This window comes from Actinoplanes sp. NPDC051411 (genome assembly GCF_040682075.1).
Lineage (GTDB): Bacteria > Actinomycetota > Actinomycetes > Mycobacteriales > Micromonosporaceae > Actinoplanes.
This window is the reverse complement of sequence record NZ_JBFBAD010000067.1, coordinates 36,364-60,476: the sequence shown is the minus strand read 5'-3', so window position 1 is coordinate 60,476 and position 24,113 is coordinate 36,364. Positions and strand designations below refer to the sequence as shown.

General features: G+C 72.6%; 20 protein-coding genes, 1 tRNA gene and 1 pseudogene. 15 read left to right on the top strand and 7 right to left on the bottom strand.

Features of this window, described 5'->3' with window-relative positions; all coding sequences use genetic code 11:
• The 10 genes and pseudogenes from AB0M88_RS31955 to AB0M88_RS31910 form a co-directional block, all read left to right on the top strand.
• Positions 1-815, top strand: an 815-nt coding sequence (locus AB0M88_RS31955) for a glycosyltransferase family 9 protein (protein ID WP_364108891.1), incomplete at its 5' end; no start/stop codon positions are given.
• Positions 812-1,738 carry a glycosyltransferase gene (locus tag AB0M88_RS31950; RefSeq protein ID WP_364108889.1) on the top strand — a complete coding sequence of 309 codons (927 nt, stop codon included), beginning with the start codon at positions 812-814 and terminating at the stop codon, positions 1,736-1,738. The genes AB0M88_RS31955 and AB0M88_RS31950, both read left to right, overlap by 4 nt.
• Entirely contained in the window at positions 1,723-2,937 is a 1,215-nt protein-coding gene (locus AB0M88_RS31945) for a glycosyltransferase (RefSeq protein WP_364108887.1), read from the top strand. Before AB0M88_RS31950 ends, AB0M88_RS31945 begins: the two co-directional genes overlap by 16 nt.
• Positions 2,937-3,491: pseudogene (locus AB0M88_RS31940) on the top strand (SIS domain-containing protein); the annotation flags it as partial. The gene AB0M88_RS31945 and the pseudogene AB0M88_RS31940, both read left to right, overlap by 1 nt.
• 24 nt (positions 3,492-3,515) lie before the next feature.
• Positions 3,516-4,910 carry a PfkB family carbohydrate kinase gene (locus AB0M88_RS31935; RefSeq protein ID WP_364108897.1) on the top strand — a complete coding sequence of 465 codons (1,395 nt, stop codon included), beginning with the start codon at positions 3,516-3,518 and terminating at the stop codon, positions 4,908-4,910.
• A 3-nt stretch (positions 4,911-4,913) separates the two neighbouring features.
• Positions 4,914-5,594, top strand: coding sequence for an SDR family oxidoreductase (locus AB0M88_RS31930; protein ID WP_364108885.1), 681 nt, complete (start codon positions 4,914-4,916; stop codon positions 5,592-5,594).
• Positions 5,591-6,526: a glycosyltransferase family 9 protein gene (locus AB0M88_RS31925; protein ID WP_364108883.1), complete on the top strand. Its 936-nt coding sequence runs from the start codon at positions 5,591-5,593 to the stop codon at positions 6,524-6,526. Before AB0M88_RS31930 ends, AB0M88_RS31925 begins: the two co-directional genes overlap by 4 nt.
• A 24-nt stretch (positions 6,527-6,550) precedes the next feature.
• Positions 6,551-7,489: a TIGR03557 family F420-dependent LLM class oxidoreductase gene (locus AB0M88_RS31920; RefSeq protein ID WP_364108881.1), complete on the top strand. Its 939-nt coding sequence runs from the start codon at positions 6,551-6,553 to the stop codon at positions 7,487-7,489.
• Between the two features lie 86 nt (positions 7,490-7,575).
• Positions 7,576-8,145, top strand: coding sequence for a DNA starvation/stationary phase protection protein (locus AB0M88_RS31915; protein ID WP_364108879.1), 570 nt, complete (start codon positions 7,576-7,578; stop codon positions 8,143-8,145).
• A gap of 53 nt (positions 8,146-8,198) precedes the next feature.
• Positions 8,199-9,155, top strand: a complete 957-nt coding sequence (locus tag AB0M88_RS31910) for a DNA topoisomerase IB (protein WP_364108877.1) — start codon at positions 8,199-8,201, stop codon at positions 9,153-9,155.
• Position 9,156: 1 nt separating this feature from the next.
• On the opposite strand, the gene AB0M88_RS31905 is transcribed toward AB0M88_RS31910, so the two are convergent.
• Both AB0M88_RS31905 and AB0M88_RS31900 read right to left on the bottom strand, forming a co-directional pair.
• The gene (locus tag AB0M88_RS31905) at positions 9,157-9,570 is read right to left on the bottom strand and encodes a hypothetical protein (RefSeq protein ID WP_364108875.1); all 414 of its coding nucleotides are present in this window, start codon (positions 9,568-9,570) and stop codon (positions 9,157-9,159) included.
• 40 nt (positions 9,571-9,610) lie between these two features.
• Positions 9,611-11,152 (bottom strand): amidase, encoded by a 1,542-nt coding sequence (locus tag AB0M88_RS31900; RefSeq protein ID WP_364108895.1) that lies wholly within the window; start codon positions 11,150-11,152, stop codon positions 9,611-9,613.
• A gap of 118 nt (positions 11,153-11,270) precedes the next feature.
• Between AB0M88_RS31900 and AB0M88_RS31895 the strand changes: the two genes are divergently transcribed.
• From AB0M88_RS31895 to AB0M88_RS31880, 4 genes are all read left to right on the top strand, one after another.
• The gene (locus AB0M88_RS31895; protein ID WP_364108873.1) at positions 11,271-12,131 is read left to right on the top strand and encodes an aminoglycoside phosphotransferase family protein; all 861 of its coding nucleotides are present in this window, start codon (positions 11,271-11,273) and stop codon (positions 12,129-12,131) included.
• A 153-nt stretch (positions 12,132-12,284) separates the two neighbouring features.
• A tRNA-Cys gene (locus AB0M88_RS31890) sits at positions 12,285-12,355 on the top strand.
• Positions 12,356-12,421: 66 nt separating this feature from the next.
• Entirely contained in the window at positions 12,422-13,498 is a 1,077-nt protein-coding gene (locus AB0M88_RS31885) for a sensor histidine kinase (protein WP_364108871.1), read from the top strand.
• Complete coding sequence (locus tag AB0M88_RS31880; protein WP_364108869.1) at positions 13,495-14,151, top strand: response regulator transcription factor; 657 nt, start codon at positions 13,495-13,497, stop codon at positions 14,149-14,151. Before AB0M88_RS31885 ends, AB0M88_RS31880 begins: the two co-directional genes overlap by 4 nt.
• On the opposite strand, the gene AB0M88_RS31875 is transcribed toward AB0M88_RS31880, so the two are convergent.
• The 5 genes from AB0M88_RS31875 to AB0M88_RS31855 form a co-directional block, all read right to left on the bottom strand.
• Positions 14,066-14,488, bottom strand: a complete 423-nt coding sequence (locus AB0M88_RS31875; protein ID WP_364108867.1) for a hypothetical protein — start codon at positions 14,486-14,488, stop codon at positions 14,066-14,068. The genes AB0M88_RS31880 and AB0M88_RS31875 overlap by 86 nt on opposite strands.
• A 118-nt stretch (positions 14,489-14,606) precedes the next feature.
• Positions 14,607-16,076: a methyl-accepting chemotaxis protein gene (locus AB0M88_RS31870; protein WP_364108865.1), complete on the bottom strand. Its 1,470-nt coding sequence runs from the start codon at positions 16,074-16,076 to the stop codon at positions 14,607-14,609.
• On the bottom strand, positions 16,060-17,241 hold the full coding sequence (locus AB0M88_RS31865) for an FhaA domain-containing protein (RefSeq protein ID WP_364108863.1): 1,182 nt from the start codon (positions 17,239-17,241) through the stop codon (positions 16,060-16,062). The genes AB0M88_RS31870 and AB0M88_RS31865 overlap by 17 nt, the downstream gene beginning before the upstream one ends.
• Positions 17,231-17,575 (bottom strand): hypothetical protein, encoded by a 345-nt coding sequence (locus tag AB0M88_RS31860; RefSeq protein WP_364108861.1) that lies wholly within the window; start codon positions 17,573-17,575, stop codon positions 17,231-17,233. The genes AB0M88_RS31865 and AB0M88_RS31860 overlap by 11 nt, the downstream gene beginning before the upstream one ends.
• A gap of 152 nt (positions 17,576-17,727) precedes the next feature.
• Positions 17,728-21,108: a glycoside hydrolase family 3 C-terminal domain-containing protein gene (locus AB0M88_RS31855; RefSeq protein ID WP_364108859.1), complete on the bottom strand. Its 3,381-nt coding sequence runs from the start codon at positions 21,106-21,108 to the stop codon at positions 17,728-17,730.
• Between the two features lie 185 nt (positions 21,109-21,293).
• On the opposite strand from AB0M88_RS31855, the gene AB0M88_RS31850 reads away from it, so the two are divergent.
• Positions 21,294-24,089 carry an AAA family ATPase gene (locus AB0M88_RS31850; RefSeq protein ID WP_364108857.1) on the top strand — a complete coding sequence of 932 codons (2,796 nt, stop codon included), beginning with the start codon at positions 21,294-21,296 and terminating at the stop codon, positions 24,087-24,089.
• The last annotated feature ends 24 nt before the right edge of the window (positions 24,090-24,113 follow it).

Sequence of the window (24,113 nt, the reverse complement as noted above, 5' to 3'; positions counted from 1 at the left end):
GCAGCGACCCGCCCCCGGGTCGGGCCGCCCCCGCCGACTGGCCCGCGCGGGGGCCGGGGTCCGGGGCCCCCGGCGCGGACGAGGCGGTCGTGTTCACCTCGTTCCACCAGTCGGCGCTGCCGCTCGCGCTGCTGTTGCGGCTGGCCGGGATCGGGCGGATCACCGCGATCAGCGAGGACTATCCGGGGTCGCTGCTCGACGTGCGTCATCGCGTACCGGAAGACCTGCCGGAGCCCGAACGGGCCCGCAGTATCGCGGCCGCCGCGGGTTTCGGTCTGCCTTCCGACGATGACGGCCGTCTGAGGATCAGGGTGTCAGCCCCGCGGAGCGACAGCTATGTGGTCCTTCATCCCGGGGCGAGCGTCGAGGCCCGCGCCTGCCCGCCCGAGCTGATGCGCCGCATCGCGGGCGCCCTGACCGCGGCCGGCCACCGGGTGGTCGTGACCGGAGGGCCGGGGGAGCGGCAGCTGGCGTCGTTCGTCGGCGCCGACGCCGGGCCGATGGACCTGGCCGGGCTGACCCGCCTCATCGCCGGAGCGTCCTGCCTGGTGGTCGGCAACACCGGGCCGGCACACCTGGCCGCCGCGGTCGGCACACCGGTCGTGAGCCTGTTCGCGCCGACCGTCCCCTATGGAAAGTGGGGCCCCTACCGGGTGCCCGCGGTCCGGCTCGGCCGGGCCCGCGCCCGGTGCCGGGACACCCGGGCCACCACCTGCCCGGTCGCCGGGCATCCCTGTCTGTCCACGATCGAGCCGGACGAGGTCGTCGCCGCCGTCGACCGGCTCACCCCGGAAAAGATGGAGCTCGTCGCGTGAACATCCTGCTCTGGCATGTGCACGGGTCCTGGACCACCGCGTTCGTCCAGGGCAAGCACCGATACCTGATTCCGGTCAACGAGGCGCGGGACGAGTGGGGCCGCGGCCGGGCCCGCACCTTCGACTGGCCGTCGTCGGCCGAGGAGCACCCGCTCGAGGAGATCCGGGACGCCGACATCGCCATCGTGCAGCGGCCGGAGGAGCTCGACCGGGTGCCGCCGCACGTGCCGGTGGTCTACGTCGAGCACAACACGCCCAAGGGCGACGTGCCGCAGAGCCGGCACCCGATGGCCGACCGGGACGACCTGATCGTCGCCCATGTCACCCACTTCAACGAGTTGTTCTGGGACACCGGCCACACCCGCACCACCGTCATCGAACACGGTGTGGTGGAACCGAAGGCCCGCTGGACCGGTTCGCTGGAGCGGCTCGCCATCGTCACCAACGAGCCCGTGCGCCGGGGCCGGGTCACCGGCACCGACCTGTTCGAGCGCTTCACCCCCGTCGCGCCGCTCGACGTGTTCGGGATGGGCGTCGTCCCGCTGAGACAGGACCGCGTCACCACCTACGACGACCCGCCCCAGCACGAGATGCACGAGCAGATCGCGCTCCGCCGGGCCTACCTGCACCTGTGCCGCTGGACCTCGCTCGGGCTGAGCCTGATCGAGGCGATGCAGATCGGCATGCCGGTGCTCGCCCTGGCCACCACCGAGGCGGTCGCGGCCGTGCCGCCCGACGCCGGCGTGCTCGCCACCCGGGTGGACACCCTGGTCGAGGCCGCCCAGTGGCTGCTCGCCGAGCCGGACGAGGCGGCCCGGCTCGGCGCCCGGGCGCGGCAGGTCGCACTCACCCGCTACGGCTTGGACCGGTTCCTCGCGGACTGGGATCGCCTTCTCGAGGAGGAACTATGCGCATCGCGATGATCTCGGAACACGCCAGCCCGCTGGCCGCCCTCGGCGGCGTCGACGCGGGCGGCCAGAACTCGCACGTCGCGGAACTCGCCGCGGCGCTGGGCGGGCACGGTCACGAGGTCCGCGTCTACACCCGCCGGGACAGCCCGGACCTGCCCGAGACGGTGCCGATGGGCGACCGGGTCGAGGTCGTGCACGTTCCGGCCGGGCCGGCCGAGGCGCTGCCCAAGGACGAGCTGCTGCCGTTCATGAGTGCCTTCGCGGAGTGGATGGCCGCGGACTGGCAGGGCGGTTGGCAGCCCGACGTGGCGCACGCCCACTTCTGGATGAGCGGCCTGGCCACGGTCACCGCGGCCCGCGCCTTCGACGTGCCGGTGGTCCAGACCTACCACGCGCTCGGCTCGGTCAAGCGCCGCCACCAGGGCACGGCCGATACCAGCCCGCCCCACCGGATCGCGTACGAGCGGGAGCTCGGCCGGTCGGTCGACCGGGTCATCGTGCAGTGCGAGGACGAGCGCGGTGAGCTGCTGCGACTGGGGGTGCCGCGCGGCCGCATGGCGCTGGTGCCGTCCGGCGTGAACACCGAGCGGTTCCGTCCGGACGGGCCGCCCGCGCCGCGGGAGAACGGCCGGGCCCGGATCCTGACCGTGGCCCGGCTGGTCGAGCGCAAGGGCATCGAGGACATCATCCGGGCGCTGCCCCAGGTGCCGGGGGCCGACCTGGTGGTGGCGGGCGGGCCGCCGGCCGCCGGGCTGGCGACCGACGCGTACGCCGCCAAGCTCCGCCGACTCGCCTCCGAGCTGCAGATCTCCGACCGGGTCCGGCTGCTCGGAGCGGTGCCGGCCCACGAGATGCCGGCCTGGTACCGATCGTCCGATGTGGTCGCCGCGACCCCGTGGTACGAGCCGTTCGGCATCAGCCCACTGGAGGCGATGGCCTGCGGCGTCCCGGTGGTCGCGACCGCGGTCGGCGGCCTCACCGACACCGTCGTCGACGGCGTGACCGGCGATCTCGTCCCCCCGCGCGATCCCCGGGCCCTGAGCAACGCGCTGCGGCACCTGCTCGGTGACGACATGCGGCGGGAGGCGTACGGCGCGGCCGCGGTCGACCGGGCCGCCTACGCGTACGCCTGGCCCCGCATCGCCGACCGCCTGGCCGCGGTGTACGCCTCGGTCGCCGGGCAGACCACCACCGCGGCTGCGGTCGCCTGATGGATCCGCTCGACGACCACCTCAGCGCCCTGTCCGGCGCGATCGGTCCCTATCGGACGGTCGCCGCCCGGCTGGCCGACTGGGGTTGCGAACTCGCCCGGCACCTGCGGGAGGGCGGCCGCCTGCTGGTCGCCGGCAACGGCGGCAGCGCGGCCGAGGCCCAGCACCTGGCGGCCGAACTCGTCGGCAAACTGCGCGAGGACCGGATGCCGTTGTCCGCGATCGCGCTCACCCCGGACTCGTCCGCGGTCACCGCGATCAGCAACGACTACGGCTACGACGAGGTGTTCGCCCGGCAGGTGCGGGCGCACGGCCGCCCGGGTGACGTCCTGATGCTCCTGTCGACCAGTGGCCGCAGCCCCAACCTGATCGCCGCCGCCCGGGCCGCCCGGGAGATCGGCGTGCGCACCTGGGCGATGACCGGAGCCGGCCCGAACCCGCTCGCCGACGCCTGCGACGAGGTGCTGCGCTGCCCCTCCCCGGAGGGCCAGGTCGTGCAGGAACTCCACCTGGTCTCGGTGCACGTCCTCTGCGAACACATCGATCGCTTTCTGGATCACTCCCTGGGGAGATCTATCGTGAAAGACCCCGATCTGGTCATCATCGGCGACACCCTCCTGGACCGCGACGTCGAGGGCGCGGTCAGCCGGATCGCCCCGGACGCCCCGGCCCCGGTGCTCGACGAATCCTCGGCCCGGGAAAGACCGGGCGGCGCCGGGCTGGCCGCGATGCTCGCGGCGGCCGACGGCCGCGAGGTCGCTCTGGTCACCGCGATCGCGACCGACGCCGCCGGGGTACGGCTCACCGAGCTGCTCACGGCGGCCGGGGTGCAGGTGTACGCGTTGCCGCTGCCCGGTTCCACGCCGGAGAAGGTGCGGCTGCGCGCGAGCGGTCAGGTGCTGCTGCGCCTCGACCGGGGTGGCGAGCCGCAGGCGCCCGGCGACGCGCCGGCGGCCGCCCTCGAACTGATCCGTTCGGCGCCGGCCGTCCTGGTGAGCGACTACGGCCGGGGGATGGCCCGGCATCCGGAGATCCGGGCGGCGCTGGCCGAGAGCAAGGCGCCGCTGGTCTGGGATCCGCACCCCAACGGGCCGGTTCCGGTGCCCGACGCCCGGCTGGTGACACCGAATCTGGCCGAGGTGTGCAAGCTGTCGGGCGACGCCGGCGGCGGATCCGCCCTGACCGTCGCCCAGCGGGCCGGGCACCAGCTGCGGCAGCGCTGGCGGGCCGCGGCGGTCGTGGTGACGTGCGGCGGGGACGGCGCGATTCTGTGCCACTCCGGGTCGACCCCGCTGGCCGTCGCGGCTCCGGCGACAGTCGACGGGGACACCTGCGGGGCGGGCGACCGCTTCGCCACCGCGGCGGCGCTGGCCCTGGCCGACGGCGCGCTGGTGTCCGAGGCCGTCCAGACCGCGGTCGAGGAGGCCACCGCGTACGTGGCGGCCGGGGGCGTGACCGCCGCGTTGTCGGTGGACAAGTCGGACGCCGCGTCGGCGGGGCGGATCGGCGCCGAGCAGGCCGGCCGGCTCGCGGCCGAGGTGAAGGCCCGGGGCGGCACGGTAGTCGCCACCGGTGGCTGCTTCGACCTGCTGCACATCGGCCACCTGGCCACCCTGCGCGCGGCCCGCGCCCTCGGCGACTGCCTGATCGTCTGCCTCAACAGCGACTCGTCGGTGCGCGACCTCAAGGGGCCCGGGCGCCCGCTCAACAACGAGACCGACCGCGGCCGCCTGCTGGCCGCCCTCGACTGCGTCGACGCCGTCGTCATCTTCGACGAGCCGACGCCGGAGGCCGTCCTGACGTGGCTGCGCCCCGACGTCTGGGTCAAGGGCGGCGACTACGCCGACGGCGGCCCCGACCTGCCCGAGGCCGAACTCGTGAAGCACTGGGGCGGTCAGACCGTGATCGTCCCGTACGTCGACGGCCGCTCGACCACCCGAACCATCGCCGCGGCCCGATCCGGAGGGAAGTAGAACATGGACACTGTCATCGTCACCGGCGGCTCGAGCGGCCTGGGCGCCGCGGTTGTGGACGCGGTGGTCAAGGCGGGCGGCCGCCCGTACGTCATCGACCGTCAGCCGCCCCGCGAGGGCATCGACTGGGTCGAGTGCGACCTGGCCGACACCCGGGCCGCCGAGGCCGCCACCCGCACCGCGATCGAGCGCGCCGGCGGCACCCTCGACGGCGTGGTCACCGCGGCCGGCATGGACGTGCCCGGCGCCCTGGCCGACATTCCCGGCGAGACCTGGGACCGCATCGTCACCATCGACCTGCTGTCGACCGCGGCCGTCATCCGGGCCGCCCTGCCCGCCCTGAAACAGTCCCACGGCGGCGTGGTCACTATCTCGTCGACCCTGGGCATCAAGGCGGTGGGCGACGCGACGGCCTACTGCGCGGCCAAGTTCGGCGTCGTCGGCTTCACCCGCTCGCTCGCCGCCGAGCTGGCCGGCCAGGTCAACGTCACCCTGGTCGTCCCCGGTGGCATGCGGACGAAGTTCTTCGACGACCGCGCCGACCAGTACAAGCCGGGCCCCGACGCGATCCTCAACGATCCGGCCAACGTGGCCGCGGCCATCATGTTCGCGCTGGCCCAGCCCACCGGCTGCGCCGTGCGCGAGCTGGTGATCGCCGCCGAGACGGAGCCCTCCTACCCATGATCCTGATCCTTCGGGCGCTCGGGCTTGGCGACCTGGCCACGGCCGTGCCGGCGATCCGGGGGCTGCGGGCGGCCTACCCGGGCGAGCGGCTGGCCCTGGCCGCCCCGGCCGGCCTGACGCCGCTGATCGAGCTGATCGGCGGCGTCGAGGCCGTCATCGACACTCCCGGTCTGGGCGCGGCTCTGCCGGGCGGTCTGGGCGCGGCTCTGCCGGGCGGTCTGAGCCCGTCGATCGCCGTCAACCTGCACGGCAGCGGGCCCGAGTCGCACCGGCTGTTGCAGTCGGTCGCGCCGGCCAAGCTGTGGGCGTTCGCCTGCGCGGAGGCGGGCTTCTCGGACGGGCCGCCGTGGATCGCCGAGGAGCATGAGGTCGCGCGCTGGTGCCGCCTGCTGCGCTACTACGGCGTCGACGCTGACCAGCAGGAACTCGGCCTGGCGACCCCGAGGGCCGAAGTCCCGCACGGCGTCACGATCATTCACCCCGGTGCCAAGTCGGGCACGAGACGATGGCCTCCGGACCGCTTCGCGGCCGTCGCCCGGGCGCTGCGCGCCGACGGCCACACCGTCGTGGTGACGGGCGCTGCCGCGGAGCGCCCTCTGGCCGTACGCGTCGCCGAGGCGGCCGGCCTCAGCGACCGAGATGTGCCCGCGACCGGGCTGGACGAGCTCGCGGCACTGGTCGCCCACGCGCGCCTGGTCATCAGCGGCGACACCGGCATCTCGCACCTGGCCACCGCGTACCGAACACCGTCGGTGACCCTGTTCGGGCCGATGTCGCCGGCCCGCTGGGGGCCGCCGGACCGCCCGTACCATCGCACGCTCTGGAAAGGCACCCGGAGCGAGCCGGGTGACCGGCCCGGGCCCCCGCATCCGGCCCTGCTCGCCATCGGCGAAAAAGAGGTCCTCCGAGCGGCGGGCGAGGCGCTTGGCTGACGCGACAGGGGGTATCCGGTTCGGATGCGAATCGGATACTTCCTGTCGTGTGAGGAATACACCCCGGCCCAGCTCATCGAGCAGGCGAAACAGGCTCAGGACGCGGGTTTCCAGAGTCTGTGGATCTCCGACCACTACCACCCGTGGAACGACGAGCAGGGGCAGAGCCCGTTCGTCTGGTCGATCATCGGCGCGCTCAGCCAGGTCGTCAGCATCCCGGTGACCACGGCCGTGACCTGCCCGATCATGCGGATCCACCCGGCCGTCGTCGCGCAGGCGGCGGCGACCAGCGCGGTGCTGCACGACGGGCGGTTCGTGCTCGGCGTCGGCACCGGTGAGGCGCTCAACGAGCACATCACGGGCGAGCGGTGGCCGTTCGCCGAGGAGCGCCTCGAAATGCTCGAGGAGGCCGTCGGGGTGATGCGCGAACTGTGGGACGGCGGCTTCGTCACCCACCACGGCAAATACTTCACCGTCGACCAGGCCCAGGTCTACACGCGGCCTCCGGAGCCGCCCAAGGTGTACGTGTCGGCGTTCGGGCCGCGGGCGCTCGAAGTGGCGGCCCGCATCGGCGACGGCTACGTCTCCACGATGCCGGACGCCGAGATGGTGAGCCGGTTCCGTGACCTGGGCGGCGGCGACAAGCAGGTGCAGGGCGGGTTCAAGGGGTGCTGGGCGCCGACCGAGGAGGAGGGCGTCAAGACCGCGCACCGCCTGTGGGCCAACAGCGGCGTGCCGGGCGAACTGTCCCAGGTGCTGCCGTCGCCGAAGCATTTCGAGCAGGCGTCCCAGCTGGTCACCGAGGACATGACCCGCTCGTCGGTGGCGTGCGGGCCCGATCCGTCGAAGCACGCCGCCCAGCTCGAGGCGTACGAGAAGGCCGGCTTCGACGAGGTCTACATCGCCAACATGGGCCCGCACTACGCCGAGCTGATGGAGATGTACCGCACCGAGTTCCTGTAGGCGGTGTTCCGGTAGGCGGTTTGACCGTCCCGCCAAAGGGAATCCGAAGCCGCACCAATCGGAGAACGAGAGAGAAGGAGCGGGAGATGCCTCCGCGCACCCGTAAGCCGAGCGCGCCCAGCTACACCGTCCCGGGGATCAAGCCGGACGCCGCGGGCGAGGTGATCGCCCTGCTGCAGGACCGGTTGAACGCCCTCAACGACCTCGCGCTCACCCTCAAGCACGTCCACTGGAACGTCGTCGGCCCGCACTTCATCGGCGTGCACCAGATGCTCGACCCGCAGGTCGACGCCGTCCGGCTGATGGTCGACGACCTCGCCGAGCGCATCGCCACGCTGGGCGGCTCCCCGGTCGGCACGCCGGGTGCGCTGGTCGCCCAGCGGAGCTGGGACGACTACTCGATCGGCCGGGCCGACACCAACGCACACCTGGCCGCCCTCGACATCGTCTACAGCGGAATCATCGAGGCCCACCGCGAGGCGATCGAGAAGACCGACGAGCCCGACCCGGTCACCCAGGACATGCTGATCGGGCAGGCGAGCCAGTTGGAGCAGTTCCACTGGTTCGTCCGCGCCCACCTCGAGACCGAGTCCGGCACCCTGCTCACCGAGGGTGTCCGCGACGAGAAAACCGCCGCCCGCAAGGCGAAGCGCTGACCGAGCGCCGTGGTCGCGGCGGGGAGCTCACCCTTGCCCCGAAGGAGTTTTCGATGCGCCTGCGGCGCAGCAATCCCGGCCGGGCCGGTTTCGGCCGGCGCCGGTCCGGGAGCGGTTTCCGGTACGTGGACGAGCACGGCAAGCCCCTGCACGACAGTGACGCCGTTGCCCGCATCAAGGCCCTGGTCATCCCGCCGGCCTGGGAAGACGTGTGGATCAGCCCCGACCCGCGCGGCCACATCCAGGCGATCGGCCGGGACGCGGCCGGGCGCAAGCAGTACCTGTATCACCAGGCGTGGCGCACCCGGCAGGACTCGAAGAAGTTCGACCACGCGCTCGAGGTGGCCACGAACCTCCCGAAGCTGCGCGAACGGCTGTGCGACGACCTCACCGGCCGGGGACTGGCCCGCACGCGGGTCCTGGCCGCGATGGTGCGGCTGCTCGATCTGGGCCTGCTCCGGGTCGGCGGCGACGAGTCGGCCCAGCGCGCGGAGGACCCGTCGTTCGGACTGACCACGCTCCGTCCCGAACACGTTCGCGGGAAGGGCGGCTGCGTCCTGCTCGAGTTCGTCGGCAAGTCCGGAATTCCCCACGCCGTCACGGTCGGCGACGGGGAGGTCTGCCAGGTGCTGCGCGACCTCCGCCGCCGGCGCCGGGGCGAGGACCGTTTGTTCGCGTACTGGGAGGGCCGGCGCTGGCACGAGGTCCACGCCGACGACGTGAACGACTACCTCCGCGACGCCGGCATGACCGCCAAAGACTTCCGCACCTGGCACGGCACCGTCGCGGCCGCCTCCGCCCTGGCCGACGCCGGTCCGCAGCCCACGAAGACGGCGCGTAAGAAGGCCGTGGCCGCGGCGATGCGCGAGGTCGCCGACAAGCTCGGCAACACGCCCGCGGTGGCCCGCAGCGCCTACGTCGACCCGCGCGTGGTCGACAAGTTCGAGGACGGCGAGGTCGCCCGGAACGGCACCGAGAAGGCCGTCATCAAGCTGCTGGCCGACGACTGAGTCAGCCGCGGGCGGCCAGAGTCGCGAGCAGGATCGCGGTGCCGTCCTCGGCCAGGGCAGCCGGCACGGCGAAGCCCCGGTGCGCCGCGAAGGCCCGCCACCACGCCCCGGCGTAACTCCCGGCGGCCGCCGCCGCCGCGCCGACCAGCGCCGGCCCGGCCACGCCCCGATGACGGCGACGAGCGTCCAGCCCGGCCGCCACCGCGCCGGTGACGATGCGGGCGGCCAGCGGTGCGGGCTTCACGCGGCTCGGCGTACCCGGAAGTTTGTCGGCGATCAGCTCGCCGCCCGCCGCGACCGTGGCCAGCGCCGAAAGCCAACGGTTTCCGCCGTGCGAGGCCAGCGCGGCGAGCGGGGTGGCGCTCCGGGCGCCGGTCGCGGCGCCCAGCAGGCCCGCGCGCACAAGATTGTTCATGCCCCCGCGGCTACCCGGGCGCGCGATCCTCAAACCGCGCCTACCCCGGTGCCGCGAAGCCGCCGATCTTCTGCTCGAGCAGTTCGGCCAGCCGCAGCGGGGTGCGGTCCTCGAACATCGGGCCGATGAGCTGCACCCCCACCGGCAGGCCGGCGGAGGTCCGGCCCGCTGGTACGGCGGTGGCGGGCAGGCCCGGCATGGTGGCCAGGCCGGCCCAGACGAGCTGGTCGAAGTACGGGTACTCGACGCCGTCGATGTCGATCCGGCGTCCCAGCGGGTCGGGGTCGTGGTCGTGGGGGAACGCGGGAGTCGGCGTGATCGGGCACACCACGGCATCGAACTCGGTGAACAGCTGCCGCCAGAGGTGCCGGTGGAGCTCGCGACGGTTGTCGGTCTCGAGCCGGTCGCGGTGGCTGAACACCATCGCGCGCAGCCGCGCCGCGTCGAGACTCCGGTCGTCCGCGCTCAGCCCGGCGGCCCGGGTCCGCAGCTGCTCGTGGGCGTCGACCGGAAAGCGTGCGACCGAGCCCGAGAACTGCAACTGCGTGTAAACGATGGCGGCCTCGGTCAGATCGGGCAGCAGCGGGGTGTGCCACTCGACGCGGGCGCCGGCGTCGGCCAGCGCGTCGGCCACCCGGTTCACGCCCGCCCGCACGGCCGACCCGGTCGGAATGAACGGATGCTCGTCGACGACCAGCACCCGGAAGTCGCCGAGCCGCTCGTGGCGCGCGGGCGGCAGCGTCAAGTCGTACGCCTTGCCATGCGTGAGCGGGTCGGGTCCGGCCATGACGTCGAGCAGGAGCGCGAGGTCGCGGGCCGTGCGCGCCATCGGACCGACGACGGCGAGGTCGAGGTCGACCGGCCAGGCCGGCTCGGACGGCGGGACCATACCGCGGGGCGCCACCAGTCCGAGCGTCGGCTTGTGCGCGTAGATGCCGCAGAAGTGCGCGGGGGTGCGCAGCGAACCGGCGAGGTCGGAACCGATGGACAGCGCGCCGAATCCGGACGCCAGGGCCGCCGCGGAACCGCCGGAGGATCCGCCCGGAGTGCGATCGTGATCCCACGGATTGTTGGTCGTGCCGTAGATCTCGTTGAAGCTCTGGATGTCCTGCAGCCCCAAGGGGACATTGGTCTTGCCCAGCACCACCGCGCCCGCGGCCTTGAGCCGCGACACCTGCACCGCGTCCTCGGCCGGCACAAAGCCCCGGTGTTGCGGCATGCCCCAGGTCGTGGGCAGCCCAGCCATGTTGTAGGACTCTTTGACCGTCACCGGAATACCGAGCAGCGGCCGGTCCTCGCCGTGGGCGCGCGCCTGGTCGGCACGGCGCGCGGCGGCCCGCGCCCGGTCGAAGTCCGGCACACAGATCGCGTTGATCACCTTGTCGTCGCGCTCGATACGGGCAATCGCCTCATCGGTCAGCTCCGCCGAGGTCACTTCACCGGCCCGCAATGCGGCCGCCAACTCTTCGGCCGTCCGAAAACTCCATTCCATGAATCGGACGCTACCGGCGTCCGAAGCAGGCCATAAAATGCCAATTCGCGCAACGGAAAGCAGGTCGTCGTCCCGGCAATTCCGTCGCACCGATCGCAAAGCCCGAATACCGTTGCCGTCGATGGGCGCCGGCCACCGCCTCGAAAGCGGTCGGGGGTAACACCAGGGCCCCGGCAAAGTCGTGAGTGTGTCCGGCTTGGGATGATTGGTGGAGACACGCCCTCGCTGGCGGCAGCAGGGCGGGCCCGCCGCGGCGTGCGGCATCGCTTACCGGTCGTGCTCAGCGCCGCGGTCTGCGCGGTCGTGGCCGGTACCGTTCCTACACGGCGATCGCCGAGTGGGTCGAGGACGTCCCCGCCACTACCGTGCTCGCCCTGGGTATCGACCCTGCCCGCAGGCCGTCCGAAGCGATGATCCGCAGGCTGCTGCAAGCCCCCGATCCGGACCTGCTCACCGTCGCGATCAGCGGCTGGCTCACCGGCCGGATCACCACCGCGCAGGCACCGGCCATCAAACGGGCGATTGCGGTCGACGGCAAGACATTGCGCGCCTCACGCACCGCCGACACGACCGCCCGGCACGTCCTCGCCGCCTGCGACCAGGACACCGGCGTCATGCTCGCGGGCACCGACGTCGGCGGCAAGACCAACGAGATCACCCGCTTCCAGCCATTGCTCGACCAGATCGGCTACCTGCGCGACACCCATCACCAGCCTGCATGTGCATCAAGCCCGACCTGCACTACGAGAACGTACTGGCCGCAGACCGCGACCATTGGCTGGCGATCGATCCCAAACCGCTCGCCGGTGATCCAGCGTTCGAGTTGCTCCCAGCGTTACAAAACCGTTGGCACGAAGTGCTCGGTGCCGACGATCCACACCGGGCGATACGCCGACGGTTCGACGCGATGGTCGAGGTCATGGGACTGGACCGGCAGCGGGCGGTGCGCTGGACGCTGGGCCGCACTCTTCAGAACTCATTGTGGATCGTCGAGGACGGTGGTCGCGCCCTGGAAGCACCACAAGCCCTCATCGCCGAATCGCTGACGAGAAGCAACGTCGCCACATAGCCGACACGTCAGGCGACCCGGCCGCGGCAAACCGCGATGGTGTCCGGCTTGCCGGCAGCGCCGACATCGCCGCCGGCACCCCGCCCCTCACGCCCGCGACACGCGCGCCCGTTGACACTCCTCGGCATCACCTGACGACTTTGCCGGGACCACGGCCGTATGCCCGAGTGGTCAGGGAGCCGCCCGCAAAGCGGTGGACGCCGGTTCGAATCCGGCTACGGCCTCCGACGTACGGGAAAAGCCGCTCGGTGCGGGATGCCGCACCGGGCTCGCAGGGCAGGATGGGCCTCATGGCCAGATGGACGAGGGACGCCGCCCTGGCCCTCATCGTGCTCACGATCGGCCTGTTCGGCACCCGCTGGGCGGCCTACACGCAGCACGGCGGCGACCGGCTCAGCCCGGTGGCCTACCTGCTGGTCGCCACCGCCGCCCTCGCCCTGGTCGCGCGCGGCCGGGCCCCGCTGGCCGTTCTCGCCGCGTCCGCCGCCGCCACCTCGGTCTACCTGATCCTCGGCTTCCCCTACGGCCCGATCCAGATCTCGCTGGTCGTGGCCGTCTTCACCGTCGGCCGGAGCCTTCCGCTGACCGTCGCGGCGACCGCCTGCGCCGCCGCGACGGTCGCGCTGCTGCTGCACGGCGTGGTCGGGGTCTCGGGCGCCACGGCGACCGGGGTCCTGCCGTTCTCCGCCTGGACCATCGTTCCGTTCGCCGTCGGTGTGGTCGCCCGGGTGACCGCCGAGGCCAACGCCCGGTCCAAGGCCGAGCGGCTCCTGGAGGAGCGTCTCCGCATCGCCCAGGAGGTGCACGACGTGGTCGGCCACGGCCTGTCGGCGATCAACATGCAGGCCGAGATCGCGCTGCACCTGCTGCCGAAGCGTCCCGAGCAGGCCGAGGAGGCGCTGACCGCGATCAGCCGCACCAGCAGGGAGGCCCTCGACGAGCTGCGGGCGACGCTCGCGGTCATCCGCCGCTCCGACCCGGCGGGTCTCCGTGCTCCCACGCCCGGCCTGGCCCGGCTGCGGGACCTGGTCGGGCGGATGTCCGGCACCGGCGTGCCGGTCACGGTCGAGATCACGGGTACGCCCGGGGAGCTCCCGGCCGCCGTCGACCTCGCCGCCTACCGCCTCGTCCAGGAGTCGCTGACCAACGTCCTCCGTCACGCGGGCCGGGCGCCGGTGACGGTCACGATCGACCACCAACCGGACGAACTCACCGTGAGCGTCACCGATGCCGGTCCGGGCGGCCCGGTCAACAACGGGCACGGCATCAACGGCATGCGGGAGCGGGTCACGGCCCTCGGGGGAACCTTCGAGGCGGGCCCGGGGCCGGCCGGCGGCTTTCGCGTACGGGGTAGTTTTCCGCTGTGATCCGGGTGCTGATCGCCGACGACCAGGAGCTGGTCCGCCTGGGCCTGCGGACGCTGCTCGACAGCGAGGACGGCCTGGCCGTGGTGGGCGAGGCCGCCGACGGCCTGCGCGCCGTGGAGCTGGCCGGTGAGCTGCGGCCCGACGTGGTCCTGATGGACATCCGGATGCCCGGCGTGGACGGCATCGAGGCGACCCGCCGCATCGCCGCCGACCCGCGGACGCGGGACGCCCGGGTGGTGGTGCTGACGACGTTCGAGCTCGACGAGTACGTCTTCGACGCGCTCCGCCACGGCGCCAGCGGCTTCCTGACCAAGGACACCAAGCCGGCCGAGCTCCTGCGCGCGATCCGCGTCGTGGCCGCCGGCGAGGCGCTGCTCTCACCGAGTGTGACCCGCCGGGTGGTCGGCGAGTTCGCCCACCGCACGCGCCGCCCGACCCGGCCGCATCCCCGGCTGGGCAGCCTGACCGACCGGGAGCGCGAGATCGTCGGCCTGGTCGGCGAGGGTCTGAGCAACGACGAGATCGCCGGGCGGCTGGTCGTCAGCCCGGCGACCGCCCGCACCCACGTCAGCCGCGCGATGGTGAAGCTCGGCGCTCGCGATCGCGCTCAGCTGGTGGTGTTCGCCTACCAGTCCGGATTAGTAGAGCAATGATGACGACCAGCGTGCCCAGGATGCTCACGTGATAGGCGATGTCGCCGGTCCGCCCGCTCGCGACCGTGATGGTCAGCCCGAGCACCGTGCCGAGGGTCGCGAAAACGGTCACTCCCAGCGCGACGCCTCGATGACGGCCGAAGACCGCCCCGATCGCCATCACCGCCCCGATCACCGCCTCCGGCGGCGCGGCCCCGTCGAACGGGTCGCGGACCGTGGTGAAGCCGAGCGGAACGTCGACCCCGAAATGGATCAACGACGCGACGGCGAAGGAGAGGGCGGCGACGGCCATCAGGATCCGGGCGCCCACGCTCGCCCGCGGGCCGAGAGATTTCATTCCCCGATCGTGGCCGCGCCGCGGCGGCAGAGCGTCCGCTCACGAGCGCAATCGCCCCTGCGCCCGGCAACGTAGGCCGCCACGCCGCCGGGCGCCGGAACGCCGGGCAGTGGCGGTGTCAGTACGCGGCGCCGACGATCTGCCGTAGGTCCTGCGACAACGACGACAGATGCGCGGCGGTCTTCCTGGTGTGCGCCGCCGCGGCCTCGGTCTCGCGGGTCGCTCGGGCGGCCTCGCCGACGGCGATGTTGATCTGCTCGACCGCGGAGCTCTGCTGCCTGCTGGACAGCTCGATGTCGCGCCCGGCGTCGCTGGCCGACGACACCAGCTCGGCGACGCGCCGAAGTGACGCCGTGACGTGGCCGCATTCCTCGGCGGCGGCGTCGACGGCCCGGGCGCCGCTGCCGGTGACCGCCACGGTGGTGTCCACCGCGTCCCGCAGGTCGTCGATCAACGTCCGGACCTGCCGGGCCGACTCCGCGGTGCGATCGGCCAGCTTGAGCACGTCGTCGGCGAACTTCCCCGCCCGGTGGCCGGAGCCGTCGGCCTCGATCGTGGCGTTGACGGCCAGGATGTTGGTCTGCTCGGCCAGTTCCGCCGCGAGGCCCAGGACGCCGCCGATCTTCAGGGACTTTCCGTCCAGGGCGTGCATCCGCGTGGCGACCCGGTCGACCTGGGCGCGGATCGCCGCGATCGAGTCTCGGGCCCGGTCGAGGGTCGCCTCGCCGGCCGTGGTCTCGTGCAGCGTCTGGTCGGTGACTTCGGTGACCTGCCGGGCGCTGTCGGCGATGCGCCGCGAGGCGATCAGCAGTTCGCTGATGGTGGCGGTGATCTCGTCCATCGCGCCGGTGGGGTGCCGGCGACCGGCGGCGTGCAGGTCCGCTTCCACCTCGAGCTCCAGGGACGAGTCCTGGATACGCGCCGCGGCCGCCCCCACCTGCCGGCGCAGTCGGTTGTTGAGCCACACGCCGATCAGCACCGCCGAGATGATGGCCAGCCCGCCCAGCACGCTGATGATGAGGATGGCCGTGGTCGCTGTCCGCGAGGACGTCTGGACGTGCTCGTCCAGGGTGGCCCGGAGGCGGATGACGAGCGCGTCGACGGCCGACACCAGAGCCTCGCGGGCCGGCTTGACGTTGACGGCGTTGAGCTGCGTGATGTCGGTAAGGTCGGTTATCGCCGTGCGGCGCCGCATCACCGGGTCCAGCACGACTGAGTACGCTCTTTCGGCCTTGATCACTTCGCCGAGCAGCCGGACCGCGATAGGGTCCTGCACCTCCGCCCGGAGGCTCGTGGCCTGGGCGAGGAACTGCTGACGGTCGGCGTTGAAGGCATCCAGATATTCCCGCTGCCCGGCGATCAGATAAGCGCGGTAGTCGTCGATGCGCCGTTCGATGGACAGGTTGAGCTGCTGGCTGTCGGACAGCTGACGGGTGCCCGACGCGACCACCGTGTCCGTGCTGCGGGCCACCGTGACGACGGTGGCGATCGAGGCCGCTCCCATGAGAGCCGTCAGCGCGATGGTCACCGCGAAGCCGCCGATGAGCCGCCGGTTGAACGTGCCTCGGCGCTCAGTCGACCGCGACACGATAGATCCCTTTGTTGAGGAGCGGGTCCTTCCGGACCTCCACGGTGATCTCGTCGGCGATGTCCCAGCCGCCCAGGCCGACGAAGTTCGCCTGGGTCTCGGCCAGGCATTGGGCGATCGGCTGCACGATCGAGAAACAGGACGTGAAGTCGTCGCTCGACAGGGCCACCGTGTAGCGGTGCGGGACCCGCTTGTCGCCGTCGGCCGAGACGCTGACCCGGGCCGCTTCGCGCTGCAGCCGGTTCATGACGTCGTGGAAGTCGACGGCGCCCGGCGAATGGTCGCCGACGACCCGGAGAAGAGCGGATTCGAAGCGGGCCCAGACCGGTTCTTCGATTCTTCTCGGCCGGACCGGCATGGAGACGAAACGCTCCAGCGGATATTGGAGCCGCTGCGGACTTCGGTCGACGGCAGTACGGGCCGTGTTGCCGTAGAGCCGGTTGCGGGCGATCGGTAGCTTGTCGATCGTTCTGGTGCCGGATCGCTGCGGTTCCGGCAGATTCTCGCTGAGGAGGCTGGTGCGAAGGCGTAGATAGATCTCGTCCAGGGTCCAGAATTCGGGGCCGCAGGGGTCGCCGTCGTTCAGGAGACTGAGGAGCCGGCCGGTGAAGGCGGTATACCGTTCTCCCGGGATCACCAGTGCTTCGCGGTTCGCGGGTGCGGCGGTGAGCGTGAAGCTCCCCGAGATGCTCACCTTGTCGAGAATTTCCGCCATCGACGCCGAGAGCGGATCGCCGATCGCTCGTCCGCTGTAGCAGCAGTCCAGGATGACCACCCGACGTTGCGCCCGGGTGTCGGTGCAGAACTCCTTCACGTCCTCGAACGCGAGCGCCGAAAGGTTGAGCCACTGGTGGTCGGTGTCGGCGAGGGCCAGATACAGCTCGCCGCGCTTTCCCACGATTCCGTGCCCGGCGTAATAGATGATCAGAAGGTCGGTGGCGGCCTGGCTGGCGGCGTGCAGGGCCTGGCCGACGTCGCGGGCGTCGGCGCTCTCGGCCACGACGGTGCAATGGGAGGCCGGCAGGCTCAGGCCGTGGGCGCCGGTGAGCAGGCTCGACAGGCCGGAAATGCTGTCGCTGATCGCGGGATAGTCGGAAAGTGTGTCCGACGCGAACGTTCCCGATCCGATCAGTACGGCCCGTGACGACGCCGGATCAGGTAGCACTGAAGACTTCGCCGATCAGCCGATCCAGATCCTTCACATGCCGGGCGTCGATGACGACGGACCGGCCGGCGCCGTCGCGGATCTCGATGCGCACGTCGGCGTTCCGCGGCTGGTTGAACCACGCCTTCAGCGAGGCGGCCAGCACCGACAGCGTCCCGCCGCTGCCGAGGGCGACGAGCAGCGCGTCCGCCGTCCAGGAGAGCGCACCCGGGCGGGTGGCGGCCGGCACGGGCGTGACCGAGCCGGCGAGTTCAGGCTCGTAGGCGAGCCAGCTCCGCAGGTTTTCCAGCGTGTCGACGCGTTCGTCCGCCGAGACGGACAGCGTGATCTCCATGGCACCGTCTTCCGGGAAAGGTGACCCTCCCCGGGTCCAACGAGGCACGTCGCCGCCGGTTGCGGAGGCGGACCGAAAAAGCGGCCGGCCGAAAAGGCGGAAACACCGCAGTGGAGCCCCGGGGATCGGGGCTCCACTGCGTCCTGCCCGGATCAGCTGACGGCGGTCGCGAAGATGTGCAGGCTGCCGTTGGCCGGCAGGGTGACGTAGGCGACGGTCTTGCCGGCGGTCAGCGGCACCGAGCTCGAATAGAGGCTGACCTGGTGGTCGGCCGGCAACGTGCTGCCGGCCGGCCGGTTCCAGTGGGGTGTGGTCACGACCAGGGCCGACCCCGGCGCCGCCGTGTTGTTGTACCAGTCCGGGCCGGTGACCGTGCCCGACGAGGTGGTCCCGTCGGTGTAGGTCACGGTGACCGTCCCGCTCTGCAGGCTGCTCGTCCCGGCCAGCAGGAAGGCGAGTGCCGACCCCGAGCCGCCCTGCACGATGACCTGGCCCCGGGTGGTCACCGCACTCGGCTGCCCGGCCGCGACGGCAGGCCAGGTGAACCCGCCGACGGCGCCGCCCGGCGTGACCCCGGCCGTGGCGAGGGCCTGGGCCGAGTAGCTGTAGCCCGAGCCGTCGAAGTTCGCCGCGGCCGGGTTCGCGTCGTCGCTGACCGCGACCGTGTTGAAAGCGGCGGCCAGGTTCGGATAGGCGACGTTGACCGACGCTTTGCCCGTCGCGGACGAGCCGGCGTAGCGGGTGGTGGCGGTGATGTCGGCCGAGCCGCCGACGGCGGACGCCGGGACGGTGACCGACCATCGGGCGGTCACGGTCCGATGGGGGAGAACCAGGACGTACGCCGTGGGCGTGAGCGCCTTGGCCGTCCAGCCCGCGGGCACGGTCAACGAGGTGCGGGCGAGCAGAACCGGCTCGGTCGCGTCGTTGGTGAACGCGGTCGTGGCCGTGATCGTCGAACCGGGCTTGACCAGTGCGGGCGCGGTCACCTTCGTATAGCGCGGCCCCGTGGTGTGGTCGACCCGGAACGAGGCCGACAGGGGCAGCGACCGGGAGGACGTCCCCACCCGTACGGAATAGGAGCCGGCGGCCAGCGTCCAGGCCTGGGCGTCGGTGTTCCAGTACGAGGCGTCGTGTGCGCTCAGCTGAAGGCGTACGCGCCTGGTCTGGTGCGCGGAGAGCGCGACCTTCGCGAAGGCCTTGAGCTGGGCGGCCGGCTCGCCGGCCGAGGCCGGTGCGGTCAGATAGAGCTGGACCACCTCGGAGCCCGCCCGCGACCCGGTGTTGGTGACGTCGACCGAGGCCGTCAGGCCGCCCTTCTCCGACAGCGTCCGGCTCGACAGCGCGAGGTCGCTGACCTTGAACGAGGTGTACGAGAGGCCGTAGCCGAACGGGAACAGCGGAGTGAGGTTCTGGCTGTCATACCAGCGGTAGCCGACCTTCAGACCCTCCGAGTACTGGACCGTTCCGCCGACGCCCGGCCACTGCGCCGGTGTCGACGCCGGCACCTGGGCGAGCGAGACCGGGAACGTGACCGGCAGCTTGCCCGACGGGTCGGCGTCGCCGAACAGCAGCGCGGCGATCGCGTCGCCCGACTGCTGGCCGGGATACCACGCCTCGAAGACGCCCTCGACCTGGCTGAGCCACGGCATCGTGACCGCGCTGCCGGTGTTGAGCACCACGATCGTGCGCGGGTTGACCGCCGCGACCGCGCTGATCAGCTGGTTCTGGGTGCCGGGCAGGTCGATGTTCGCGAGGTCGCCGCCCTCGGACTCGAAGTCGTTGGCGTAGACGACCGCCACGTCCGACTTCGCGGCCAGGTCGGTGGCCTGTTTGAGCAGGTCGGCGCCGGGCGGCTGCCAGCCGAGGCCGACGACGGAGTCGCCGCCCGCCTGATAGAAGTCGACCTCGATCGGGACGGACTGGCCGGCGGTCAGCGAGACCGTCGCCTGCTCGGTGTTCGTCGCCTGGTCGCGCCAGTTGTCGATGACCTGCTGGCCGCCGATGAACAGGCGGCTGCCGTCGTCGCTGGTGAGCGCGAAGGTGTAGGTGCCGGTCGTGGGCGGGGTCAGCGTGCCGGTCCATTTGACCGAGTAGTTGGTCTGGCCGATGCCCGCGATGGGCGACGCGCCGGTCCAGGTGTAGTTGACGTTCGGGTCGGTGCGGGTGGCGACCGGCGTGCCCGACAGCGTCGTGTTGTCGTAGTAGGCGCCCTGCAGGCCGGAGCCGAAATACCGCGGGTCGATCGCCGGCAGAGCGCCGTTCGTGGGCGCGTTGCCCTGGGCGTACTCGACGTCGATCTTCGAGCCGGCCCGGGCCTTGATGCCGTCGAACGGCGTGACCGTCCCGGTGCCGTTGACGACCGCGCTGCCGCCGCCGTGCGACATCGTGTTCGGGCCGGCGCCGTCGCCGATCACCGCGATCGACTTGAGTTTCCGGTCGTTCAGCGGCAGCACCCCGCCCGCGTTCTTCAGCAGCACCGTGCCGTCCTCGGACACCTGCCGCGCGGTCGCGATGTGGGCCGGGGTGGCGGCGATCGCGGAAGGGGTGTCGGCGGACGGGTGGTCGAACAGCCCGAACCGGAACTCCTCGCGCATGATCCGGGTGACCATGTCGTCGACCCGGCTCGGCGGCACCTGCCCGGCCAGCACGGCCGCCTTGAGCGCGGCCCCGAAGAACGTGTCGTCCGGCATCTGCATGTCCATGCCGGCGTTGGCCGACCCGACCGTGCTGTGGGTGCCGCCCCAGTCCGAGGTGATGAAGCCGTCGAACCCGAAGTCCTTCTTCAGGATCGTGTTCAGATAGGCGTTCTCACAGGCGAACACGCCATTGATCGAACTGTAGGAGCACATGACCGACGACGGGTCGGCCTGGGCGACGATGTCGCCGAACGCCGCGGTGTAGATCTCGCGGACCGTGCGGTCGTCGACGATCGCGTTGTCGGCGGCGGTGTTGCGGTTGGTCTCCTGGTTGTAGACGGCGTAGTGCTTGACCTGCGCCATCACGCCCTTCGACTGGACGCCCTCGATGTCGGCCGCGCCGATCTGCCCGGTCAGGTAGGGGTCCTCGCTGTAGGACTCGAACGAGCGGCCCCAGCGCGGATCGCGGACGATGTTGATGGTCGGCCCGAGGTCGACGTCGACGCCCTTGGTCTTGTCCTCGGCGCCGATGACCCCGCCGTACTGCCGGGCCAGCGCCGGGTCGAACGAGGCGGCGAGCGTGGACGCCGACGGCAGCTGGGTGGTGTCGGCCATCCGCACGCCGACCGGGCCGTCCTGCATCTTGAGGGCCGGGATGCAGAGCCGGCTGTCGCCGGGGATGTAGCCGGTGTAGGCGGAGCCGCCGGCCCCGTGCACCATGGCGATCTTCTCGTCCAGCGTCATCTGCTTGAGCACCTGGCCGACGCGGGTGTCGACCGGCGCGTGGGAGCCGACCCAGGGGCAGGCCGGGGCGGTCGCCGCGGCGGCGGTGGCGGGGATTCCGATCGTTGCGGCGACGACGATGACCGCCGAGATCAGGGGGACAGACTTAGGCATACGTCACATCCGTTCCGATACAGGTGACGGCCTCAACTAGATCGAAACATAGTCGTCCATCGAACTCGGAGCAAGGTTTTGTATTGCCGAGCGTGAGTTGAAAGTAGCGGAGGGTAACTGGTGCTGATGCCCGATCCGGGTCAGGATGACCACGACAGCGCACGGTCTTCACCAGCGGATCAACCGTGACGAAGGCGGGCAAGGTGGCGGGTCGGGGGCAGGAAGAAGGGCAGGGCGCCGAGCTTTTCGGGCGCGGACCGGAACGGTTCGCCCTCGACGGGCTGGTCGCGGCCGTTCGCGCGGGCGAGAGCCGGGTGCTGGTGCTGCACGGCCCGGGCGGGATCGGCAAGACGGCCCTGCTCGACCACGCCGAGACCACGGCGGCCGGCCTGCGGACGCTGCGCACGGCCGGCCTCGCGGCCGAGACCGAACTCTCGTACGCCGCACTCCACCGGCTCTGCGCGCCACTCTTCGACCGGATGCCGAAGCTGCCGCCGCCGCAGCGTACGGCCCTGGAAACGGTGTTCGGCACCCGCGACGGCCGGCCGCCCGAGCGCTTCCTGGTCGCGCTGGCCGTGCTCGGCCTGCTCAGCGACGTCTCGGCCGAAGGCCCCGTGCTCTGCCTGGTCGACGACGCCCAGTGGCTCGACCGGGCGTCCGCCCAGGTGCTCGGCTTCGTGGCCCGCCGCCTGCTGGCCGAGTCGGTCGGCCTGGTCCTGGCCGCACGCGACCACGTCGTCGACCTGCGCGGACTCCCCGAACTGGAGGTCGCCGGGCTGCCCGAGGCGGACGCCCGGGCGCTGCTGCGCTCGGTCACCCACGGCCCGTTCGATCCGCACGTGCTCGACCGCATCGTCGCCGAGACCCGGGGCAACCCGCTCGCGCTGCGCGACCTGCCGCACGGCCGGCCGGTGCCCCGCCTGGCCGGCGGCTTCGCCCTGCTCTCGGCCGACCGCCCGGACGATCCGGCCCTCCGCGCGCGGATCGCGGCGCTGCCCCGGCCGGCCCGCCTGCTCCTGCTGATCGCGGCGGCCGAACCGGTCGGCGATCCGGCGCTCGTCTGGCAGACCGCCGACCGGCTGGGCGTCACTCCGGCCTCGGCGCTCGGCGCCGGCATCGAGGGGCTCCTGGCCTTCGATGTACGCGTAATCTTCGCCCACCCCCACGTGCGGTCGTCGGCCTACCGGTCGGCGCCGGCCGAGGACCGGCGCCGCGTGCACCGCGTGCTCGCCGAGCTCACCGACGAGCACACCGACCCCGACCGCCGGGCGTGGCACCTCGCCGCCGCGGCCCCGGTCCCCGACGAGTCGGTCGCGGTCGCCCTCGAACGCGCGGCCGGCCGGGCCCGCGACCGGGGCGGTCTCGCGGCCGCGGCCGCCTTCCGGCAGCGCGCGGTCGCCCTGACCGCCGACCCGGCCCGCCGCGCCTCCCGCGCCGCCGCGGCCGCCGAGGTCAGCCTCCGCGCGGGCGACCTGGAGTCGGCGAGCTCCCTGGCCGGCCTGGCCGCCCGCGACGCCGACGGCGACTTCGTCCGGGCCCGGGCCCACCTCGTGCGGGCCCGCCTCGCCGTGCTCGACAGCGCCCGCTGGCCGCCGCCCAACGACTCCGGCCCGGCCCCTGACGCTGACTTCGGCCCCGCTGGGGAAGGCCGGCCCTTGCGTTCGGTCGACCGGCCTGACCGCGGGGCCCGGTCGGGGCCGGCCGGCGAGGCGGTGTCGGCGATGCTGGCCGCGGCGCGCCGGATCGAGCCGTTCGACCTCGACCTGGCCCGCGAGGCCTATCTGCTCGCCTGGGGTGCCGCCGCCCGGACCGGGCATCACCTGGCGGCCGTCTCCCAGGCGGTTCCACCGCCGGCGGCGGAACCGGAGCCGGCCGACCTCGTCCTCACCGGCTATGCCCGGCTGGTCACCGGCGGGCCGGGCGAGGCGGTGCCGATGCTGAGGCGGGCGGCGGCCGCACTCGCCGCGCGGCCGGTCGCGGCCCGGTGGGGGTGGCTGGCCGGTGGCGTGGGGGCGGCGCTGTGGGACGACGGCGCCCTGCGGGACACGCTCGGGCGGGCGGCCGACGGGGCCCGGGCGGCCGGGGCGCTGGCCGACCTTCCGAGCAGCCTCGTGCCGCTGGCCGTGGCGACCGCCTGGACCGGGGATCTCGGTGCGGCGGCGGCGATCGCGGCCGAGGCCGGGCGGGTCGGGAAGGCGGCCGGTGTTCCGGTCGATCCGGATGCCCGGCTGCTGATCGCCGCGCTGCGCGGGGACGGCGCGGCGGCGCCCGGACCGGCCGGGCTGTGGACGGCCGCGGTGCTCGGGAATGGTCTGGCCCGCTACGAACAGGCGCTCGACGCGGCCCGGGCCGCGGTGGCGTCCGCCGATCCGTGGGTCTCCCGGTGGGCGCTGCCGGAACTCGTCGAGGCGGCCGTCCGGGTGGGCGACAGCGAGCGGGCCCGCACCGCGCGGGCCGATCTGGCCGAGGCGACCAAGGGGTGCGACACCGACTGGGCGCGGGGCCTCGCGGCGCGGAGCCGGGCACTGGTCAGCGACGGTCCGGCGGCCCGGCTGCTCTATGCCGAGGCGGTCGAGCGGCTCGGGCGCACCCGGCTGCGGCCCGAACTGGCGCGGGCCCACCTGCTGTACGGGGAGTGGCTGCGACGGCGGCGGCAGCGCGTCGAGGCGCGGGCGCAACTGCGGACGGCGTACGAGATGTGCTCGGCCATCGGGATGGCCGGCTTCGCCGAACGGGCCCGGCGGGAGCTCCTGGCGACCGGCGAGACGGCCCGGCGGCGTACGCCGGAGGCCGCGACCGACGGTGAGCTGACCGCCCAGGAGCGGCAGATCGCCCTGCTGGTCCGCGACGGGATGTCCAACCCCGAGGTCGGCGCGAGGTTGTTCCTCAGTCCGCGGACGGTCGAATGGCACCTGCGCAAGGTGTTCGCCAAGCTGGGGATCGGCTCCCGGCGTCAGCTGCGCGAGGCGCTGCGGCCCTGAGCGGCGGCCGGCGGCACAGGCCAG